The sequence below is a fragment of the Cytobacillus oceanisediminis 2691 genome (assembly GCF_007678455.1).
Classification (GTDB): Bacteria; Bacillota; Bacilli; order Bacillales; family Cytobacillaceae; genus Mesobacillus; species Mesobacillus oceanisediminis_A.
In genome coordinates this window covers 1-17,093 of record NZ_VEEP01000023.1, presented here as the reverse complement: position 1 = coordinate 17,093, position 17,093 = coordinate 1, and the positions used below count along the sequence as shown (strand labels likewise).

Annotated in this window: 18 protein-coding genes, 1 tRNA gene, 1 other RNA gene and 1 other annotated feature; of the genes, 7 read left to right on the top strand and 13 right to left on the bottom strand. The window is 44.0% G+C overall.

Features of this window, described 5'->3' with window-relative positions:
• Positions 1 to 345: 345 nt before the first annotated feature.
• From FS736_RS23240 to tadA, 7 genes are all read right to left on the bottom strand, one after another.
• Positions 346 to 609, bottom strand: coding sequence for a pro-sigmaK processing inhibitor BofA family protein (locus FS736_RS23240; protein WP_144481494.1), 264 nt, complete (start codon positions 607 to 609; stop codon positions 346 to 348).
• Positions 610 to 679: 70 nt separating this feature from the next.
• Positions 680 to 901, bottom strand: a complete 222-nt coding sequence (locus tag FS736_RS23235) for a YaaL family protein (protein WP_144481493.1) — start codon at positions 899 to 901, stop codon at positions 680 to 682.
• A 36-nt stretch (positions 902 to 937) separates the two neighbouring features.
• Positions 938 to 1,534 carry a recombination mediator RecR gene (recR, locus tag FS736_RS23230; RefSeq protein ID WP_144481492.1) on the bottom strand — a complete coding sequence of 199 codons (597 nt, stop codon included), beginning with the start codon at positions 1,532 to 1,534 and terminating at the stop codon, positions 938 to 940.
• A 15-nt stretch (positions 1,535 to 1,549) separates the two neighbouring features.
• On the bottom strand, positions 1,550 to 1,876 hold the full coding sequence (locus FS736_RS23225; RefSeq protein ID WP_170169213.1) for a YbaB/EbfC family nucleoid-associated protein: 327 nt from the start codon (positions 1,874 to 1,876) through the stop codon (positions 1,550 to 1,552).
• A gap of 17 nt (positions 1,877 to 1,893) precedes the next feature.
• Positions 1,894 to 3,576 carry a DNA polymerase III subunit gamma/tau gene (gene dnaX, locus FS736_RS23220; protein ID WP_144481491.1) on the bottom strand — a complete coding sequence of 561 codons (1,683 nt, stop codon included), beginning with the start codon at positions 3,574 to 3,576 and terminating at the stop codon, positions 1,894 to 1,896.
• Between the two features lie 326 nt (positions 3,577 to 3,902).
• Positions 3,903 to 4,167, bottom strand: an RNA gene (ffs, locus tag FS736_RS23215) — signal recognition particle sRNA large type.
• A gap of 79 nt (positions 4,168 to 4,246) precedes the next feature.
• Complete coding sequence (tadA, locus tag FS736_RS23210; protein WP_144481490.1) at positions 4,247 to 4,768, bottom strand: tRNA adenosine(34) deaminase TadA; 522 nt, start codon at positions 4,766 to 4,768, stop codon at positions 4,247 to 4,249.
• Positions 4,769 to 4,856: 88 nt separating this feature from the next.
• Between tadA and FS736_RS23205 the strand changes: the two genes are divergently transcribed.
• The 4 genes from FS736_RS23205 (at position 4,857) to FS736_RS23190 (ending at position 8,265) form a co-directional block, all read left to right on the top strand.
• Complete coding sequence (locus FS736_RS23205) at positions 4,857 to 5,396, top strand: cysteine hydrolase family protein (RefSeq protein ID WP_144481489.1); 540 nt, start codon at positions 4,857 to 4,859, stop codon at positions 5,394 to 5,396.
• Positions 5,397 to 5,458: 62 nt separating this feature from the next.
• Entirely contained in the window at positions 5,459 to 6,742 is a 1,284-nt protein-coding gene (locus FS736_RS23200) for a glycoside hydrolase family 18 protein (RefSeq protein ID WP_144481488.1), read from the top strand.
• A 216-nt stretch (positions 6,743 to 6,958) separates the two neighbouring features.
• On the top strand, positions 6,959 to 7,600 hold the full coding sequence (locus FS736_RS23195; RefSeq protein ID WP_144481487.1) for a deoxynucleoside kinase: 642 nt from the start codon (positions 6,959 to 6,961) through the stop codon (positions 7,598 to 7,600).
• Positions 7,597 to 8,265 carry a deoxynucleoside kinase gene (locus tag FS736_RS23190; protein WP_144481486.1) on the top strand — a complete coding sequence of 223 codons (669 nt, stop codon included), beginning with the start codon at positions 7,597 to 7,599 and terminating at the stop codon, positions 8,263 to 8,265. Before FS736_RS23195 ends, FS736_RS23190 begins: the two co-directional genes overlap by 4 nt.
• 337 nt (positions 8,266 to 8,602) lie before the next feature.
• Here FS736_RS23190 and FS736_RS23185 read toward each other — a convergent pair.
• Positions 8,603 to 8,695: transfer RNA gene (locus tag FS736_RS23185), tRNA-Ser, on the bottom strand.
• 138 nt (positions 8,696 to 8,833) lie between these two features.
• Between FS736_RS23185 and FS736_RS23180 the strand changes: the two genes are divergently transcribed.
• The gene (locus FS736_RS23180) at positions 8,834 to 9,046 is read left to right on the top strand and encodes a hypothetical protein (protein ID WP_144481485.1); all 213 of its coding nucleotides are present in this window, start codon (positions 8,834 to 8,836) and stop codon (positions 9,044 to 9,046) included.
• Positions 9,047 to 9,178: 132 nt separating this feature from the next.
• Here FS736_RS23180 and serS read toward each other — a convergent pair whose 3' ends face one another.
• The 5 genes from serS to guaB all read right to left on the bottom strand — a co-directional run bounded on the left by serS (position 9,179) and on the right by guaB (position 15,500).
• Entirely contained in the window at positions 9,179 to 10,459 is a 1,281-nt protein-coding gene (gene serS, locus FS736_RS23175) for a serine--tRNA ligase (RefSeq protein ID WP_144481484.1), read from the bottom strand.
• A gap of 66 nt (positions 10,460 to 10,525) precedes the next feature.
• Positions 10,526 to 10,741 (bottom strand) — a binding site (T-box leader).
• Between the two features lie 52 nt (positions 10,742 to 10,793).
• Entirely contained in the window at positions 10,794 to 11,384 is a 591-nt protein-coding gene (gene pdxT, locus FS736_RS23170) for a pyridoxal 5'-phosphate synthase glutaminase subunit PdxT (protein WP_144481483.1), read from the bottom strand.
• 11 nt (positions 11,385 to 11,395) lie between these two features.
• The gene (gene pdxS / locus FS736_RS23165; protein WP_144481482.1) at positions 11,396 to 12,277 is read right to left on the bottom strand and encodes a pyridoxal 5'-phosphate synthase lyase subunit PdxS; all 882 of its coding nucleotides are present in this window, start codon (positions 12,275 to 12,277) and stop codon (positions 11,396 to 11,398) included.
• Between the two features lie 155 nt (positions 12,278 to 12,432).
• A complete protein-coding gene (locus tag FS736_RS23160; protein ID WP_144481495.1) occupies positions 12,433 to 13,737 on the bottom strand; it encodes a serine hydrolase in 1,305 nt (434 codons plus the stop codon).
• A gap of 296 nt (positions 13,738 to 14,033) precedes the next feature.
• The gene (gene guaB / locus FS736_RS23155; RefSeq protein WP_144481481.1) at positions 14,034 to 15,500 is read right to left on the bottom strand and encodes an IMP dehydrogenase; all 1,467 of its coding nucleotides are present in this window, start codon (positions 15,498 to 15,500) and stop codon (positions 14,034 to 14,036) included.
• Between the two features lie 111 nt (positions 15,501 to 15,611).
• Between guaB and FS736_RS23150 the strand changes: the two genes are divergently transcribed.
• Positions 15,612 to 16,568: a YaaC family protein gene (locus tag FS736_RS23150; RefSeq protein WP_144481480.1), complete on the top strand. Its 957-nt coding sequence runs from the start codon at positions 15,612 to 15,614 to the stop codon at positions 16,566 to 16,568.
• 114 nt (positions 16,569 to 16,682) lie between these two features.
• The gene (locus FS736_RS25310; protein ID WP_260983691.1) at positions 16,683 to 16,808 is read left to right on the top strand and encodes a hypothetical protein; all 126 of its coding nucleotides are present in this window, start codon (positions 16,683 to 16,685) and stop codon (positions 16,806 to 16,808) included.
• Positions 16,809 to 17,093: the final 285 nt, after the last annotated feature.

Below are 17,093 nucleotides of genomic sequence, written 5' to 3'. Positions count from 1 at the left end.
TGGCTCATGTCTTCTATAATAGAAGCATGATAATTTATTGTTTGTTGACGCTTGTTTGTTTAGTTTTCAAAGAGCAATTTCAATGTCTCCCGTAGGCGACTTAAATAATATACCATGCTGCCGCTATTTCGTCAACATCTTTTTTCATAAGTTATTAACGGCTGTTCAACAGCAACTTTTATATATTAACAACATCTGCTTGCCTGGTCAATAGATTTTTTACAAAAAGTTGTTTTCCCATTGATTGGTTTCTAATGGTGATTTCCGCGAAGACTTCTTAATTACTGATCCTAACACCAATGAGAAAATTAAAACGCCGCTTCTTCTAAAAGCGGCGTTCGTTCATTATATAATCCAAGTCTGGATTGCAACCAGGGCGAATACACCTGGGATTCCCAGCAATCCGGAGACTGCTGCGGTTGCAATGTTGATTGGCACGTAGATTCCGAAGCTGGTTCCGAAAGCGTTGAGAAAAAATAGAAAGAGGGCTCCGATCAGGATTTTCACTGCGCTCTGCCCGATGAGACGAAGCGGTTTTGTCGGCGCGCCTATGATGAGCAGCAACAGGATCAATCCGCCCAGGACCGATATGACAACTATAGGATCCATACTTATCCTCCTTACTTCAATGTCTTGTACAATTTTATGTACAAGTTACTGAAATAAGACCTTATTGCATTTATTTTGTCCTGATCGTGATTTTCCTGTGCTTTGCTTCTTTAAATAGAAAAAAGTACTTCGCTTCGGCAATCTTTGCTTCTGTGATGAACTCTTCTGACGGATCGAAGCTTCTTTCAACCAATAGCTTTTGATTATTCCAGTTCGTCTTCATGCTGTTCAGCTGTCCCAATAGTTTTTGGTCGAATTCTTTTCTTAGCCATTTCTTTTTGCGAAATAACATGACCTTCCTCCAGTAGAGCGCTTCTTGTATATAGAATTAAACTTCCCGGCGGCCTTCGAGTGCTTTTGATAGCGTGACTTCATCTGCGTATTCAAGGTCCCCTCCGACAGGCAGACCATGGGCAATCCTTGTAATCTTGATTCCTGACGGTTTCAGGAGTCTTGAGATGTACATCGCCGTCGCTTCACCTTCGATATTAGGGTTCGTAGCAAGGATGACTTCCTGGACAGTTTCATCCTGAAGCCTTTTTAATAGATCTGGTATATTGATATCTTCCGGACCGATTCCATCCATTGGGGAAATCGCTCCATGAAGCACATGGTACAGACCGTTGTATTCCTTCATTTTTTCCATCGCAATGACATCCTTTGGATCCTGGACCACGCATATAACACTGCGGTCGCGGCGCTGGTCCTCGCAAATATAACATGGATCCTGGTCAGTGATATGACCGCAGACAGAGCAATATGTCAAATTGCGCTTCGCATTCACCAGGGCCTTCGCAAAATCCAATACGGTTTCTTCCTTCATACTTAAGACGAAAAAAGCCAGACGCGCGGCTGTTTTTGGGCCGATACCTGGCAATTTCATAAAGCTGTCGATCAGCTTTGATATTGGTTCAGGATAATGCATTCTTATTTATTCCTCCTAGAACATTCCCCCAGGAAGGTTCATCCCTTTTGTGAATTGTCCCATTGTTTTGTTCGATAATTCTTCTGCTTTTTTCAGTGCATCGTTTGTTGCAGCAAGCACTAGGTCCTGAAGCATTTCGACATCGTCTGGATCAACGACTTCCGGCTTGATTTGCACATCGACGATTTCTTTGTGGCCAGTTACGATGACTGTTACCATACCGCCGCCTGCAGTTCCTTCGATTTTCTCTTCACCTAATTGAACCTGTGCTTCTTCCATTTTCTTTTGCATTTTTTGCATTTGCTTCATCATGTTTTGCATATTACCCATTCCACGCATCATATTAACGTCCTCCTATATTAATCTTGTATTTGTATTAATTCATCGCCAAATAATTTCTTGGCTTCAGCAATCAGCGGGTCTTCACTGGCAGCAGCCTGCCCTTCCGTTGATCCGTCGCCTCTTTGGCTGATAAAGTTTTCCCTTATTTTAAGCCACTGTTCTTCCGGCACACCGATGACCTGCAATCTTTTACCTGTGTAATCCAGCATCGCACCGCTGACAGTTTCAGTGAACCTTGTGTTTTCCATTGCCATCTGGCAGTGAATCTCATATTTGAATTTTATCACGACCGCCTCATCAGATGCAGCAACCGGTTCGGCTTCATTCAATAACGCAGCCTGCGAACGCATTTGCTTGGCAGCCAGCATTTCTAGCAAGTCTCCCCAGCGTCCCTTGATCGCTTGAAGATTAGGTTTTGTTGCACTTTTCAGTACCTCATTGATTTTTCCGGCCGGAGCCTGGAAACCTTTTCGGTTTGGACGCGGCGCTTTCTTGGCTGCAGCTGGTTCACTTGCTGCCACACCCGGGTTTTGCTGAAAATTCGCCAGCTTTTCTTCAAGCTGTTCGATCCTCTTCAATAAAGGTTCAACCTGTACATTGCTTGTCTGCACCTGAGCATCAAGCTGGCACAGTTTTACGATCGCGACTTCAAGGAAAATACGCGGATGGTTCGTCCAGCGCATTTCTTGCTGGGCTTTGTTCAAGACTTCAATCAATTCATATATTTGTGCGGAATCGATTTGATTGGCGAGTTCCTGGAAATCATGATCCAGCATCACACGTTCCATGGCTTCTTCTAATCCTGGTGCTGCCTTGTAAAGGAGCATGTCGCGGTAAAAGAAGATCATGTCTTCTATGAATCTTGCCGGATCCTTTCCTTGTAAAAGAAGCTCATCCAATGCTTCCAGTCCAACAGCTGCATTTTTTTCATAAATTGCTTTGGCCAGCTGGTTGAGGAAGTTCTGTGATACTGTTCCTGTTACTGTGAGCGCATCTTCAATCGTCACTCGGTCCTGGCTGAACGAAATTGCCTGATCCAGCAGACTCAAGGCATCACGCATTCCGCCTTCCGCTGCCCTGGCAATGATTTGCAAGGCTGTGTCATCGCAATCCACTCCAGATTCCTCAACAATTTGCTTCATCCTGCCAACGATGGCCTGAGCCGTGATTCTCTTGAAATCAAATCGCTGGCATCGTGAAATGATTGTGAGTGGAATCTTATGGGGCTCAGTTGTAGCGAGGATAAAGATAACATGCTTTGGAGGCTCTTCAAGTGTTTTTAGCAAGGCGTTGAACGCTCCGATGGAAAGCATATGCACCTCATCGATGATATATACTTTATACTTCACGACGTTAGGGGCATATTTTACTTTGTCACGGATATCCCGGATTTCCTCGACACCGTTATTCGAAGCAGCGTCAATTTCAATCACATCAGGAATCGATCCATCGGTTATTCCCCGGCAGGCATCGCATTCATTGCAAGGCTCTGTTGTCGGAGCTTGTTCACAGTTAACCGCTTTTGCCAAAATTTTAGCAGCACTCGTTTTTCCAGTCCCCCTCGGGCCGGAAAAAAGGTAGGCATGTGATATTTTTTGTTGAAGCAGAGCGTTTTGCAGTGTCGTTGTGACATGTTCCTGTCCGACCACATCAATGAACTGCTGTGGACGCCAGACACGATATAATGCTTGGTAGGCCAATGACACCGCTCCCTTCGTTTTATTATCCTTCCTATTATAACGCAATTTTTGGGACATTTACACTTTTAGAAAGGCTCTTTTCTCAAACTTTATTGCTTTTGACTACAAAATGGGATTCAATGACCTAGTTTTCTTTATAAAAATTAAAGCTTATCATGAGAAAAGAGCTTGCACACTTAAATACGAACTGCAAAATGGCTTTATAGCACGTTAAAATCGGCTTTTGGATTTTAACAACAATCTTTTCGAAAACAGTCTTTAGAAAAGAGAAATACAAAAAACTCATCTCCGTATAAGAGATGAGTTGAATGAATCATATTTAACTGCCGCGCACCTTCCGTCGACTGAATACCATAAGCGTTACTTAAGCAGTTAGCTCGGCCCAGGCAACCCTGCGGCACATGGGAGCGTCCACTTAATGCTGCTTCCTTCCGGACCTGACATGGTTCATGGATTCCCATTGCGCAGGACCCGGGCGTCAACACCACTTACTTAAGGCAGACCCTACAGTAAAACAGCCTCAGGAAGGGATTCATCCCCGCTAGAGCGGATTGCGGGTACAGGGCACCGCTACCTCCCCGACTAGCACGGCAAAATTGAAACCATATTTAGTTGTGTCTCAAGGACACATACATAGTATACTAACTCTGCCCATAAAAATCAATGTTTATCAGCTGTCAATTCCTGTATGCTGTTCCATCGCCTGTTTTGCCTGTTTCTTTTTCTGTTTTTTCTCTTCACGGAGCTTTCTGAAAAAATCGGACAGTAATGCTCCGCACTCCTCTTTTAACACACCTGACACAACTTCACTTTGATGATTGAAACGCTCATCCTGGAGAATGTTCATGAAGGTGCCGGCACAGCCGCCTTTTGGATCTGCTGCACCATAGACCACTTTTTTTACCCGGGAGAGCATGATTGCCCCTGCACACATTGGACAAGGCTCCAGTGTAACGTACAGAACGGCATCTTCAAGCCGCCAAGTGCCGAGTTTCTTGCAGGCTTCGTCAATCGCCAGTACTTCAGCATGGGCGATTGAGCTTTGTTTTGTTTCGCGGAGATTGTGTGCCCTGGCGATGACCTCCCCGTCCAGGACAATGACTGCCCCAATCGGCACCTCGCCTATCTGCCCTGCTTTTTTTGCCTCTTCAATTGCTTCTAGCATATATCTTTCATCTGGAGTATATTCCATCTTTTCCTCCATTAAGGTGTTTTATATTTCCAACTGGTTTAATAATCCCCTGCCGGTAAAAATATAAAGGAGAAGGAGAGGATTATTCATGCCAAAGACTGCCCTGTTGATCATCGATATGATCAATGACTTTAATTTTGATGCAGGGGAAGCCCTCGCCAAAAATACAGAAAACATCATCGATCCGATTATAAATTTAAAGAAATTTTTCAATGAAAGGGACATGCCCGTCATCTATATTAATGACCATTATAATCTATGGCAGGCTGATTTTGAAAAAATCATGGATTATTGCTCGAATGAAACGAGCGAGGACATCATTAAAAAAATCGCTCCTGAAAAGAACAAGGACTATTTCCTGATCAAGCCGAAGCACTCCGCTTTTTATGGAACCGCACTGCATACTTTACTGCAGCAGCTAAAGGTTGATACCCTTGTCCTTTCGGGGATCGCCGGGAACATTTGCGTTCTTTTCACCGCGAATGATGCGTATATGCGTGAATACAATCTCATCATACCAGAGGACTTCATTGCCTCTAATGATGATAAGGACAACCAATACGCGCTGACCATGATGAAAAATGTCCTGTCAGCCGATACAAGACCTTCTAAGGAGCTTGATTTATAACATACTGCATTTTCTTCCTTCATACAATGGTGGTAGCGCTAAAATGCCAGGGAGGGAAGAAGATGCAAATCCATGTGGTTCAGCAAGGACAGACGTTGACACAGATTGCTCAATTATACGGGTCGTCTGTTGCGGATATAACCGAGGCAAATGAACTGCCTAACCCAAATAATCTAGTCGTTGGCCAGGCGATGGTCATTCCGATTGTCGGAAGTTTCTATTTTGTCCAGCCAGGAGACAGCTTGTGGTCCATTTCCCGAAGGTTCGGAACCACACCCCAGGAGCTTGCCCGGATCAATGCAATTTCGGTGAACCAGGCGCTCTCAGTTGGTTTCCGGCTTTATATACCGCAACAGCCAAAATCAAATGCCGAATTCAATGCGTATGTAGAACCGCGCGGAAATACAGTTGCCCCTGCTCTGGAAACGGCGGCACGGGAAGCTGCCCCTTATTTGACATATCTTGCTCCATTCAGTTTCCAGGCCCTTCGTGACGGTACTTTGAAGGAGCCTCTATTGAACAATTTCCCGGCCATCGCCAAGGCAAACAATAATATATTGATGATGGTCATAACTAACCAGGAAAATGACCAGTTCAGTGATGAGCTTGGGCGTATCTTACTGAATGATATGGCCATTCAGGATAAATTCCTGAACAATATCGTTGCTACCGCTAAAAAATATGGCTTCCGCGATATCCATTTTGATTTTGAATTCCTGCGTCCAGCAGACCGTGAAGCCTATAACACTTTCCTGCGAAAAGCCCGGGATCGGTTCAAACAGGAGGGCTGGTTCATTTCCACTGCATTAGCTCCTAAAACGAGCGCTGCCCAGACTGGTGCCTGGTATACTGCTCACGACTACAAAACACATGGGGAAATAGTCGATTTCGTCGTCATCATGACCTATGAATGGGGTTATAGCGGCGGACCTGCCCAGGCAGTATCCCCGATTGGCCCTGTCCGTGAGGTGCTGGAGTATGCCGCGAGTGAAATGCCTTCACCAAAAATCATGATGGGCCAGAACCTTTATGGATACGATTGGACTCTGCCATTTGTCCAGGGATCGATCGCCCGCGCCGTCAGTCCACAGCAGGCCATCCAGATCGCAGCAGATAATAACGTCGCGATCCAATACAACACAGAGTCTCAGGCACCGACATTCCGATATACAGCATCTGACGGAAAACAGCATGAAGTCTGGTTTGAGGATGCGCGTTCCATTCAGGCAAAATTCGACCTGATCAAGGAATTGAACCTGAGAGGCATGAGTTATTGGAAGCTCGGCCTTTCCTTTCCGCAAAACTGGCTGCTCATCCAGGAAAATTTCAACGTAGTGAAAAGATAAGACTTTATGCCCCGAATGACTGTTAAAAATTTTTTACAAATTCCGATAATATATGACAGGCGCAGTATTTATGCGGCTGTCTTCTTTTTTTGCTAAAATTGCCTCTAAATATAGCATATCCATTCCATGTAATGGTGTGATAAAATGAATTTTGCGCGATTTAACTGACAGAAATGTAAAAAAAGATACAGATACAACGGAGAGGGAGGACATGTTGTGGAAGGAACACCTTTTATAACGGTTGAAGGACCGATTGGGATCGGCAAAACGTCACTGGCTAGAGCCATTTCCGAACGATTCCAATTTGCACTTTTAAAAGAAATTGTCGATGAAAATCCATTTTTGGGGAAGTTTTACGATAACATCGAAGAATGGAGTTTCCAGACAGAAATGTTTTTCCTCTGCAATCGATATAAGCAGCTTGGAGATATTAATGAACATTACCTCAGCCAGGACAAGCCTGTCGTAGCTGATTATCATATCATGAAAAACCTCATTTTCGCCCAGCGCACATTGAATGAGCAGGAATACAAAAAATACTTAGATATTTATCAAATCCTGACAAAAGATATGCCTAAGCCTAATGTCATCATTTATCTTAATGCAAGCCTCGATACATTGCTGAAGCGCATCAAGATGCGCGGCCGCGAAGTCGAAAAAAACATCAGTCCATTATATCTAGAGCAATTATCTCTTGATTATGAACAAGCAATGCTTCAATTTGAGCAAGACCATCCAGAAATCCCAGTCCTCCGTTTCAGCGGCGATGATCTGGATTTTGTCAAGCATGAAGAAGATCTTCAGCTGATCATTGACCAGCTAACCGCATCATTAAGAAAAAGGAGCGTACAACCATGAATTTAAGAACAAAATATGACATCCCGGCTAATGCCGTCATCACGATTGCCGGTACAGTTGGAGTCGGCAAATCTACCATGACGAATGCATTGGCGGATGCCCTAAGGTTCCGTACATCCTTTGAAAAGGTAGATACAAATCCTTACCTTGATAAGTTTTATGCTGATTTTGAACGATGGAGCTTCCACCTGCAAATTTACTTCCTGGCTGAGCGTTTCAAGGAACAAAAAAGAATTTTTGAATACGGCGGCGGTTTTATCCAGGATCGTTCGATTTATGAAGATACAGGCATTTTTGCAAAAATGCATTATGAAAAAGGCACAATGTCCCCGGTGGACTACGAAACATATAAGAGCCTTTTCGACGCAATGGTCATGACTCCGTATTTCCCGCATCCTGACCTGCTGATCTATCTGGAAGGTTCAATCGACGACATTCTTGAGCGCATCAAGCTAAGAGGACGTCCCATGGAACAGCAGACACCGATCAGTTATTGGGAAGAAATGCATGCCCGCTATGAGAACTGGATCAATAACTTTAACGCTTGCCCTGTCCTGCGCTTGAATATCAATGATTACGATTTGTTTAACAATCCGGAATCCATTGAACCAATTGTGGAGAAAATCGCGGCACATATCAAACAAACTCAATTATTGAAAAAGTAAAACCGCCATTTGGCGGTTTTTATTTTGTAAGAAAAAGATACTCGTGAAAGTGTGAGAATTCATAAGTGATGATATTTTAGCTATGTATAGTTTTTAAAGCAAAAATAAGAGGAGATATTCCGGTTAACTGTTCTATATAAGACAAAATCCAATGAGTTGAATTTAATAAATGAAAAGGAAATAAGGGAAGCTCCAAATTTTAGTGAAGTTTATCCGTTTATTTCTCTACTATCAACGTCCAGTTATAATATATAAAAAAACCCGCTACATAGTAACGGGTTTCCTTACACAATCTCCAAATTGTTTTATGCGTTAATGCTTTAATTGAAAAATTAAATGGAGGAGGTAGAGGGATTCGAACCCCCGCGCGGTGTTACCCGCCTGTCGGTTTTCAAGACCGATCCCTTCAGCCGGACTTGGGTATACCTCCGAGACAAGAAATATAATATCACGTATTCAAAAACGAGTCAACAATTCTTTAAAAGTTTTTTTGGGCAGGAATGAATCCTGCCCAAAAGAAAAGCGGAAACGCCTTGGTCAGCTCCGACAAGCGCTGGAGGGCCGACCAGTGAAGTCGTTCTTTGACTTCATTGGACGGACCGAAATCGAAATGTATAGCCGACTGCCCAGAAACGCAGAAACTGGAGACTCCGACAAAGAAGCGCTTTTTGCTTCTGCCGGCGGAGTTGAAGTTTCGGAGTTTCTAGGAGGCGACACTGGACAATTCGAAAAGCGGAGGCGACTGCCCAACTCCGACAAGCGTTGGAGGGCCTGCCAGTGAAGTCGTTCTTTGACTTCATTGGCAGGACCGAAACGTCTCGAGGAGTTAGGAGCCGCAGCTAGCCAAGCGACTCGAGGAGCTGGGCGTTGGAGCTAGACACTAATCAAAGTTTAAACCGCTTATTAATGAAACTTATTCAGGAGCAATAACTTCCCTATTGCCCATGTATGGACGCAGTGCTTCTGGAATGATGACACTTCCATCAGCCTGCTGGTAGTTTTCGAGAATCGCGGCAACTGTACGTCCAATCGCAAGGCCGGATCCATTCAAGGTATGCACATGTTCAGGCTTTGCCTTAGGCTCGCGGCGGAAGCGGATATTCGCACGTCTTGCCTGGAAGCTTTCAAAGTTACTGCAAGAAGAGATTTCCCTATACGTGCCGTAGCTTGGAATCCAGACTTCGATATCATACTTCTTAGCAGCAGTAAAGCCGAGGTCAGCAGAGCACATGCTCAAAACGCGGTATGGCAGGCCTAACAGCTGAAGCACCTTTTCGGCGTGTCCAGTCAGCTTTTCCAGCTCGTCATAAGAGTCTTCAGGCTTAACAAACTTCACCAACTCCACTTTGTTGAACTGATGCTGGCGGATCAAACCGCGTGTATCTCGTCCGGCAGATCCTGCCTCAGAACGGAAACATGCACTGTATGCTGCATAATTGACTGGCAGCTCTTCACCGCTCAGGATCTCGTCACGGTGCATATTCGTGACAGGCACCTCGGCTGTCGGGATCAGGAAGTAATCTTCGCTCTCGATGCGGAATGCATCCTCTTCAAACTTAGGCAGCTGTCCTGTTCCTGTCATGCTTGCGCGGTTGACCATGTACGGAGGAAGGATTTCCTTGTAGCCATGCTCATCCACATGCAGGTCAAGCATGAAGCTCATCAATGCGCGCTCAAGGCGTGCGCCTAAGCCTTTGTAAAAGACAAAACGGCTGCCTGTTACTTTTCCGGCACGTTCAAAATCAAGGATTTTCAGATGGTCTGCGATTTCCCAGTGCGGCTTAGCTTCAAATTCAAAGTCACGGACTTCGCCCCATTTGCGAATTTCCACGTTATCGTCTTCTGTTTCGCCAACCGGAACACTTTCATGCGGGATATTCGGAATGCTAAGCATCAATGCCTCGAGCTCTTCCTCGACCTCACGCAATTGATCATCCAGCACCTTGATTTTGTCGCCTACTTCACGCATTTCCGCAATCAGGTGGTCTGCATCCTGCTTTTCACGCTTAAGCTGCGCAACCTGCTGGGATACTTCATTCCTCCTGCTCTTCAGCTGTTCAGCTTCAAGGATCAATTCCCTGCGCTTGACATCCAGGTCCTCAAACTTCCCAAAATCAGTCAAGTCCTCGCCACGGTGCTGAAGCTTCTGTTTTACTTCTTCAAAATTCGCCCTTAAATACTTTACGTCTAACACTGCGAATCCCTCCCTTTTTGATATGCAGTAAAAAGCTTTTGATAAAATAAAAAACTCCCGTCCCCAAAAAGGGACGAGAGTTAACCCGCGTTGCCACCCTAGTTGAAGGCAAAAATGCCTTCCACTCATAAAATAACGGTTTTTACCGAGAGTATTTACTGGCCATATGGCGTTCCATACTCTGCTCGAGGGCGGATTCGTTTGTTCCAGACACCGGTTTGCACCAACCACCGGTTCTCTTCGGAATGGAAACAAGCTACTATTCCCTCTCATCGCTTTTACTATCGAATTTTAATTCATAATTTACTACAATTATGTTCAGCATGCAAGCAGTTTATGCAAAATTTTTACTCTTAGACTCTTCTACCATTTTAACAAAGTAATTCATGAGCCGAAAATCATCTGTCAATTCCGGATGGAAGGAACAGCCGAGGAATTGACCATCACGGGCAGCGACAATCCTGTCATTATGCTTTGCAAGCACTTCGACATTCTCGCCCGCTTCCACGATATGAGGAGCCCGGATGAATACGGCGGAAAAATTGTCAGCAACTCCGGAAATGTCGATATCTGCTTCAAAACTCTCACGCTGGCGCCCGAACGAGTTGCGTTCCACTTTCACATCCATGACACCGATATGCGGTTCATCATAGCCAACCAGGTCGTTCGACAGCAAAATCAATCCTGCGCAGGTCCCGAACATTGGCTTGCCATCTGCAGCGAATTTTTTCAACTCGTCCATGAATCCATACTTATCAATCAGACGGCGAATGGCCGTGCTTTCTCCGCCTGGAATGATCAATCCGTCTATCTCTTCCAGCTGACCGGGACGTTTAACAACTACGCCCTCTGCCCCAGAAGCCTCGATTGCCCATATATGCTCACGGACAGCCCCTTGAAGGCCTAGTACTCCGATTTTCACCATATTGATACTCCTTACCAGCCGCGATCCTGCATGCGGGCTTCAGGTGCCAATGATGAAATCTCCATGCCCTTCATCGGGATGCCAAGGCCTTTCGAAATGTTCGCAATCAATTCATAATCCTGATAATGTGTCGTTGCTTCGACAATTGCCTTTGCAAACTTCGCTGGATTATCAGATTTGAAGATACCAGATCCAACAAATACTCCATCAGCGCCGAGCTGCATCATCAATGCTGCGTCTGCAGGCGTTGCTACGCCTCCTGCTGCAAAGTTGACGACCGGGAGACGTCCAAGCTCCTTGATTTCAAGAAGAAGCTCATATGGCGCTCCAAGAAGCTTAGCTTCTGTCATAAGCTCATCAATATCCATTGCGACTACTTTGCGAACCTGTGCGTTCACCTTGCGGATATGGCGAACAGCTTCAACGATGTTTCCAGTGCCTGGCTCACCCTTTGTACGAAGCATGGATGCTCCCTCGCCAATCCTTCTGGCTGCTTCGCCAAGATCGCGGCATCCGCAGACGAACGGAACTGTGTAATCTCTTTTATTCAGGTGGTACTCCTCATCTGCCGGAGTCAAAACTTCACTTTCATCGATATAATCAACGCCCATTGCTTCTAGCACACGTGCTTCTACAATATGTCCAATCCTTGCTTTTGCCATAACGGGAATCGTGACAGCACCCATCACTTCTTCAACGATTCTCGGGTCAGCCATTCTTGCTACACCGCCAGCTGCACGGATATCTGAAGGAACACGCTCAAGTGCCATTACGGCAACCGCACCTGCTTCTTCAGCAATCTTTGCCTGCTCGGCATTGACAACATCCATAATGACGCCGCCCTTTTGCATTTCTGCCATACCACGTTTAACACGATCAGTACCTGTCCTCATTCTTACTCCCCCTTGTCCCTTTTAAGGGATTACTATGTAAAGCAAATACAAATAACTGGATATTCGGACTTTTTTAGTCGGAATTACAGCTACCCCTATTGAAAATAAACAATAAAAAAGGTTTCCTGTCAAGACAGGAAACCTTTGAGTGTTCATTAAAACCAACCTTTTACCGTATCAGCAACGCCGCCAAACAGGTCTCCAAAGAACCCGCCGATTCCACGCATTGTAAGCACGAACCAGTTTGCTTTTTCCACACTTTCAGCAGCAACGACTGGAACCTGAATTTCTTTTTGGCCATCTTCAGTCAGGAAGCTGATCTTTTCATCTTGGGTATTCTTAACAGTCATATAGCCGACTTGTTCGCCTTTTTTGATTGGAGCAGTCAGCTCACCATCTTTGTTAAGCTTCTTTTTATCCAGAACGAGCACTGGCTTATATTGATCTTTTTCGCCATTTCTGATTACCATGGAGATCGCCTTTTTTGACTGGATCTTCACGCTGTCTTCCTTGCCCTTCGTTACCGGAAGAGTTTTCTTGCCTTTCACCTGATAATTCTTTTTCACAAGCTCTTCTTCTGTAAAATTACTGAAAGCAAAATCAAGGATTTTACGAGTCTCAGCAAAACGGCTGTCCTTGGAGTCCGCCTTCATCACAACAGAAATGACTCTCTGGCCATTCTTCATCGCAGTAGCAGTAAAACCATAGCCAGCAAAATCAGTAGAACCCGTCTTCAGGCCATCGACACCCTCGTATTGATAAATAAGGCCTGGAAGCATCCAGTTAAAGTTCTTGTACTCACGGCCATCACGGAATTTCAATGCAGGCATACTTGCTGTTTCCAAAACTTCTGGGTAATCCTTCAATAGTCGGTAGGCAAGCTTGGCCATTGAACGTGCAGACATGACATTTTCTTCATCGGGATTGCCTGCAGGATGCTGGCCTAATAGATCCTTATTGTTCAAGCCTGAGGAGTTGACGAATTTATAATCCTTCAAGCCTAACTCGGCTGCTTTTTTGTTCATTTTTTCAACATGGTTTTTCTCAGTTCCAGAAAGAACCTCAGCAAGTGCAACCGTTGCTGCGTTTCCGGAATGGATCGCCATCGCTTCATATAATTCTTTTACCGTATAATCTTCACCTTGAGTCAATCCAACATTTGAAAGGCCAGGTGCAGCTGACAGCTTGTGGACATACTCGTTGATCTTGACCTTCTGATCCCACTTCAGCTTTCCTTCTTTGACCGCTTCAAGAACCATATATTCTGTCATCATCTTGGACATGGAAGCCACACCAAGGACAACATCGGAATTTTTCTCATATAATACTCTTCCAGTTTCCGTATCTACTAGCATAGCTGCTTCGGCATCAATGCCGAGTTGACCCTCTGCTGCTTCAGCTTCCATTGAAAATCCTGAAAACATTGTTGTGATCGTTAGAATGAATGCTGCAAAAAACATTGAAAGCTGTTTCTGTTTACGATTCAAGACGAATTTCCCTCCATAATTTTGAAATAATCTATAAAACTTGCATTTTTTTCTTCCCTTTAAAAAATCACACCCGTATAGTTTACCATAAAAAAAACGAAAAAAATAGACAGAGAATAGTCACTCTGTCTATTGTAAAATCAGGAAAAAACAGACCCGAAACAGGATAAAAGTCTTAGTCCCTGTCTGTTTTTCCTTTATTTAATTTTCTTTTTCGTAAACTTGCTGCTTATACAACGTAAGTAAAACCTGATTTTCCAGGCTTTGAATTATGACATGGAATAGTTTGGAGCTTCCTTCGTGATCTGGACGTCATGCGGGTGGCTCTCTCTCAAACCTGCGCCCGTCATTCTTACGAATTGAGCATTTTCCCTTAATTCTTGAAGGCTTGCCGTTCCGCAGTATCCCATGCCCGAACGGATGCCGCCGATCAGCTGATAGATTGTGTCTGTAAGGGGTCCTTTGTAAGGAATTCTTCCTTCAATGCCCTCTGGAACAAACTTCTTGTTGTCTTCCTGGAAGTAACGATCCTTCGATCCTTTTTCCATCGCAGCAACTGAACCCATACCACGGTACACTTTGAAGCGTCTTCCCTGGTAGATTTCAGTTTCACCTGGACTCTCAGTGACACCAGCCAGCAAGCTTCCAAGCATGACTGCATGCCCTCCGGCGGCTAGTGCTTTCACGATATCTCCGGAGTATTTGATGCCTCCATCGGCAATGATAGCCTTGCCATGCTTGCGTGCTTCTGTCGCACAATCATACACAGCTGTAATTTGCGGCACACCTACACCGGCAACGACTCGCGTAGTACAGATCGAACCAGGTCCAATGCCAACCTTCACGATATCTGCCCCAGCCTCAATCAGATCTTTTGTCGCTTCTGCTGTCGCGACATTTCCGGCGATGATATTAAGTTCTGGGTAGGCTTCACGGATTTGTTTTACTGTTTCAATTACACCCTTCGAATGCCCATGCGCTGTATCAACAACAATGACATCCACATGTGATTTCACCAGCATCTCAACACGCTTCATCGTATCGGCTGTTACCCCGACTGCGGCTCCGCATAATAATCGGCCTTTGTTATCCTTCGAAGAATTCGGGAACTCAATCACTTTTTCGATATCCTTAATGGTGATGAGGCCTTTCAAAACACCTTCGTCATTTACTAGTGGGAGTTTTTCAATCTTATGGCGCTGAAGGATTTGTTCTGCTTCCTGAAGGGTTGTACCTACAGAAGCAGTCACCAGATTCGTTTTAGTCATGACTTCCTCAATTTTAATGGAGTAATCCTGGATAAAACGCATATCACGATTCGTAATGATTCCAACAAGTTTTTGCTCTTCTTTGTTATTGACAATCGGAACACCGGAAATGCGATATTTCCCCATCAGATGTTCAGCATCATATACTTGATGCTCTGGGGTTAAAAAGAAAGGATCAGTGATGACACCACTTTCAGAGCGCTTTACCTTATCAACCTGATCTGCCTGGGCTTCAATGGACATGTTTTTATGGATGATGCCCAGACCCCCCTGCCTTGCGATGGAAATCGCCAATTCAGCTTCTGTTACTGTATCCATACCGGCACTGATGATCGGAATATTCAATCCCAGAGTCTCTGTCAGGCTGACCTTGAGGCTGACATCCTTTGGTAAAACCTCCGATTTAGCTGGCACCAATAGTACATCATCAAACGTTAATCCTTCTTTTACAAACTTACTTTCCCACATAGTAAATGCCCCCCTTTAAGAAAATATTATTTGTAGGTTATCAATTGGTTAAAATACTGTCAAGGACGTTGTTATTAGTTAGATTTTTCAGTTAACTTGGAGGTTTTTTATGTGTCTTTGCCTTATAAAGATTGGAATAGCTATACACTCTTCTTTTCAGCCGAATATTCACAAGATTTTCTGAAAAAATGCTACCGGAAAATCAATCTCGAGCAGCCTGACCTGAAGAGCTTTGAAAACTGCTATCCCTTTATGTATTATCTCGAACATGGGAAGCTTTATTATGAACAGGCAGAAAAATCGCCGCTGGCCATCCAGCCCATTTTGCTTTTCTATGGACTTGTCCATCTGATCAAAGCATGCATCCTGACAGTTGAACCAGATTACCCTGAGACGACTTCCGTTCTTGCCCACGGTGTTTCGACAAGAAAGCGTAAAAAGCAACAATATCGATTCTTGGATGATGAGGTGAAATTCCAAAAGAATGGCCTATTTTCGCTTATGGCTGAAAAGATGTTCCACATGAAACAATTGGAAGGAGAAAAAGCAACAATGGGAGACGTGATGGAACGGATTCCTGAACTCTCTGGCATCTATGCATCACTAAGAGGGAAGCAAAATTTTGAAAAGCTGCAATCTGAACAGGATTCACTTTACTCCCTGCCTATGTCCATATTGGATCACTTTCATATGACTGAAAATCGTTTCAAGGAATTCTTTCAACTTAAGTCATCCATTCCCATATCTTTCAAAGAAAAAAGTAATGGCAATCTAAAGTTCGAGGCTAACCTTGATGCCTCGGCTGAGCCCATTCCGTTAAAATTCAACCTGGAGGAAAAACAATACGTCCTCCCACTCAATAAAGGAGAATTTTTAATGTTTCCGGAGCTCCTTTTGCATTATTTATTGCTATATAATCTTGGCATGATAGCCCGTTATGAAACAGAATGGTGGAGTGAGTTGATCAAAATGATGCCCAATGAAGACTATCCATTGATCCAGACATTTTTACAATCAACAATTAAAAAGGGGCCTTACTTAATTTACCAGTATCTTATGCATAAGTGATTACCAAAGGGTTTAAAGTACTTTAAAAGTTTACAATAGATGCTGAAATGTTTAGATAGGCTTGTATCGGGAATTTCATATACATGGACATTTAATATCCGAGGAGGTTGTAATTTGGATAGAAAAAAACTGATGATGACGACTGTTGCTCTAGGGACAGCATACTTGCTAAAAGACCAAAAGTCACGCGCAAAGGTGATGGATCAATTACAATCACTGGGTAAAAAGAAGAAAAGATAACGAAGAAAACCCTCTGAGGATTCAGAGGGTTTTTGTATTATGCTTTTAATTCACACCCTGGAGGTGGTTCGGCGTTACCCTGGATATTGCCTAAAAAAGAGAAGTTCCTGGAACGAAATTATTTAAAAGAGCCTAAAATTATAGCCCAACGTTAAAATTTTAAATCATATAGCGGTTACGAGCGGTTCATGAATATTCATTTTACATTTTATTGGCGATTTTTTGATTTTATCGACCACATTTATGATTTTATCGGCGGATTTACAAATATATCGGCCAAATCCA

Excerpts from the sequence above, each read along its gene's own strand:
- FS736_RS23240 (WP_144481494.1), bottom strand. The coding sequence starts at position 609 with ATGGATCCTATAGTTGTCATATCGGTCCTGGGCGGATTGATCCTGTTG.
- FS736_RS23235 (WP_144481493.1), bottom strand. The coding sequence starts at position 901 with ATGTTATTTCGCAAAAAGAAATGGCTAAGAAAAGAATTCGACCAAAAA.
- recR (WP_144481492.1), bottom strand. The coding sequence starts at position 1,534 with ATGCATTATCCTGAACCAATATCAAAGCTGATCGACAGCTTTATGAAA.
- FS736_RS23225 (WP_170169213.1), bottom strand. The coding sequence starts at position 1,876 with ATGATGCGTGGAATGGGTAATATGCAAAACATGATGAAGCAAATGCAA.
- tadA (WP_144481490.1), bottom strand. The coding sequence starts at position 4,768 with ATGGAATATACTCCAGATGAAAGATATATGCTAGAAGCAATTGAAGAG.
- FS736_RS23205 (WP_144481489.1), top strand. The coding sequence starts at position 4,857 with ATGCCAAAGACTGCCCTGTTGATCATCGATATGATCAATGACTTTAAT.
- FS736_RS23200 (WP_144481488.1), top strand. The coding sequence starts at position 5,459 with ATGCAAATCCATGTGGTTCAGCAAGGACAGACGTTGACACAGATTGCT.
- FS736_RS23190 (WP_144481486.1), top strand. The coding sequence starts at position 7,597 with ATGAATTTAAGAACAAAATATGACATCCCGGCTAATGCCGTCATCACG.
- pdxT (WP_144481483.1), bottom strand. The coding sequence starts at position 11,384 with ATGGTGAAAATCGGAGTACTAGGCCTTCAAGGGGCTGTCCGTGAGCAT.
- pdxS (WP_144481482.1), bottom strand. The coding sequence starts at position 12,277 with ATGAGGACAGGTACTGATCGTGTTAAACGTGGTATGGCAGAAATGCAA.
- FS736_RS23160 (WP_144481495.1), bottom strand. The coding sequence starts at position 13,737 with ATGTTTTTTGCAGCATTCATTCTAACGATCACAACAATGTTTTCAGGA.
- guaB (WP_144481481.1), bottom strand. The coding sequence starts at position 15,500 with ATGTGGGAAAGTAAGTTTGTAAAAGAAGGATTAACGTTTGATGATGTA.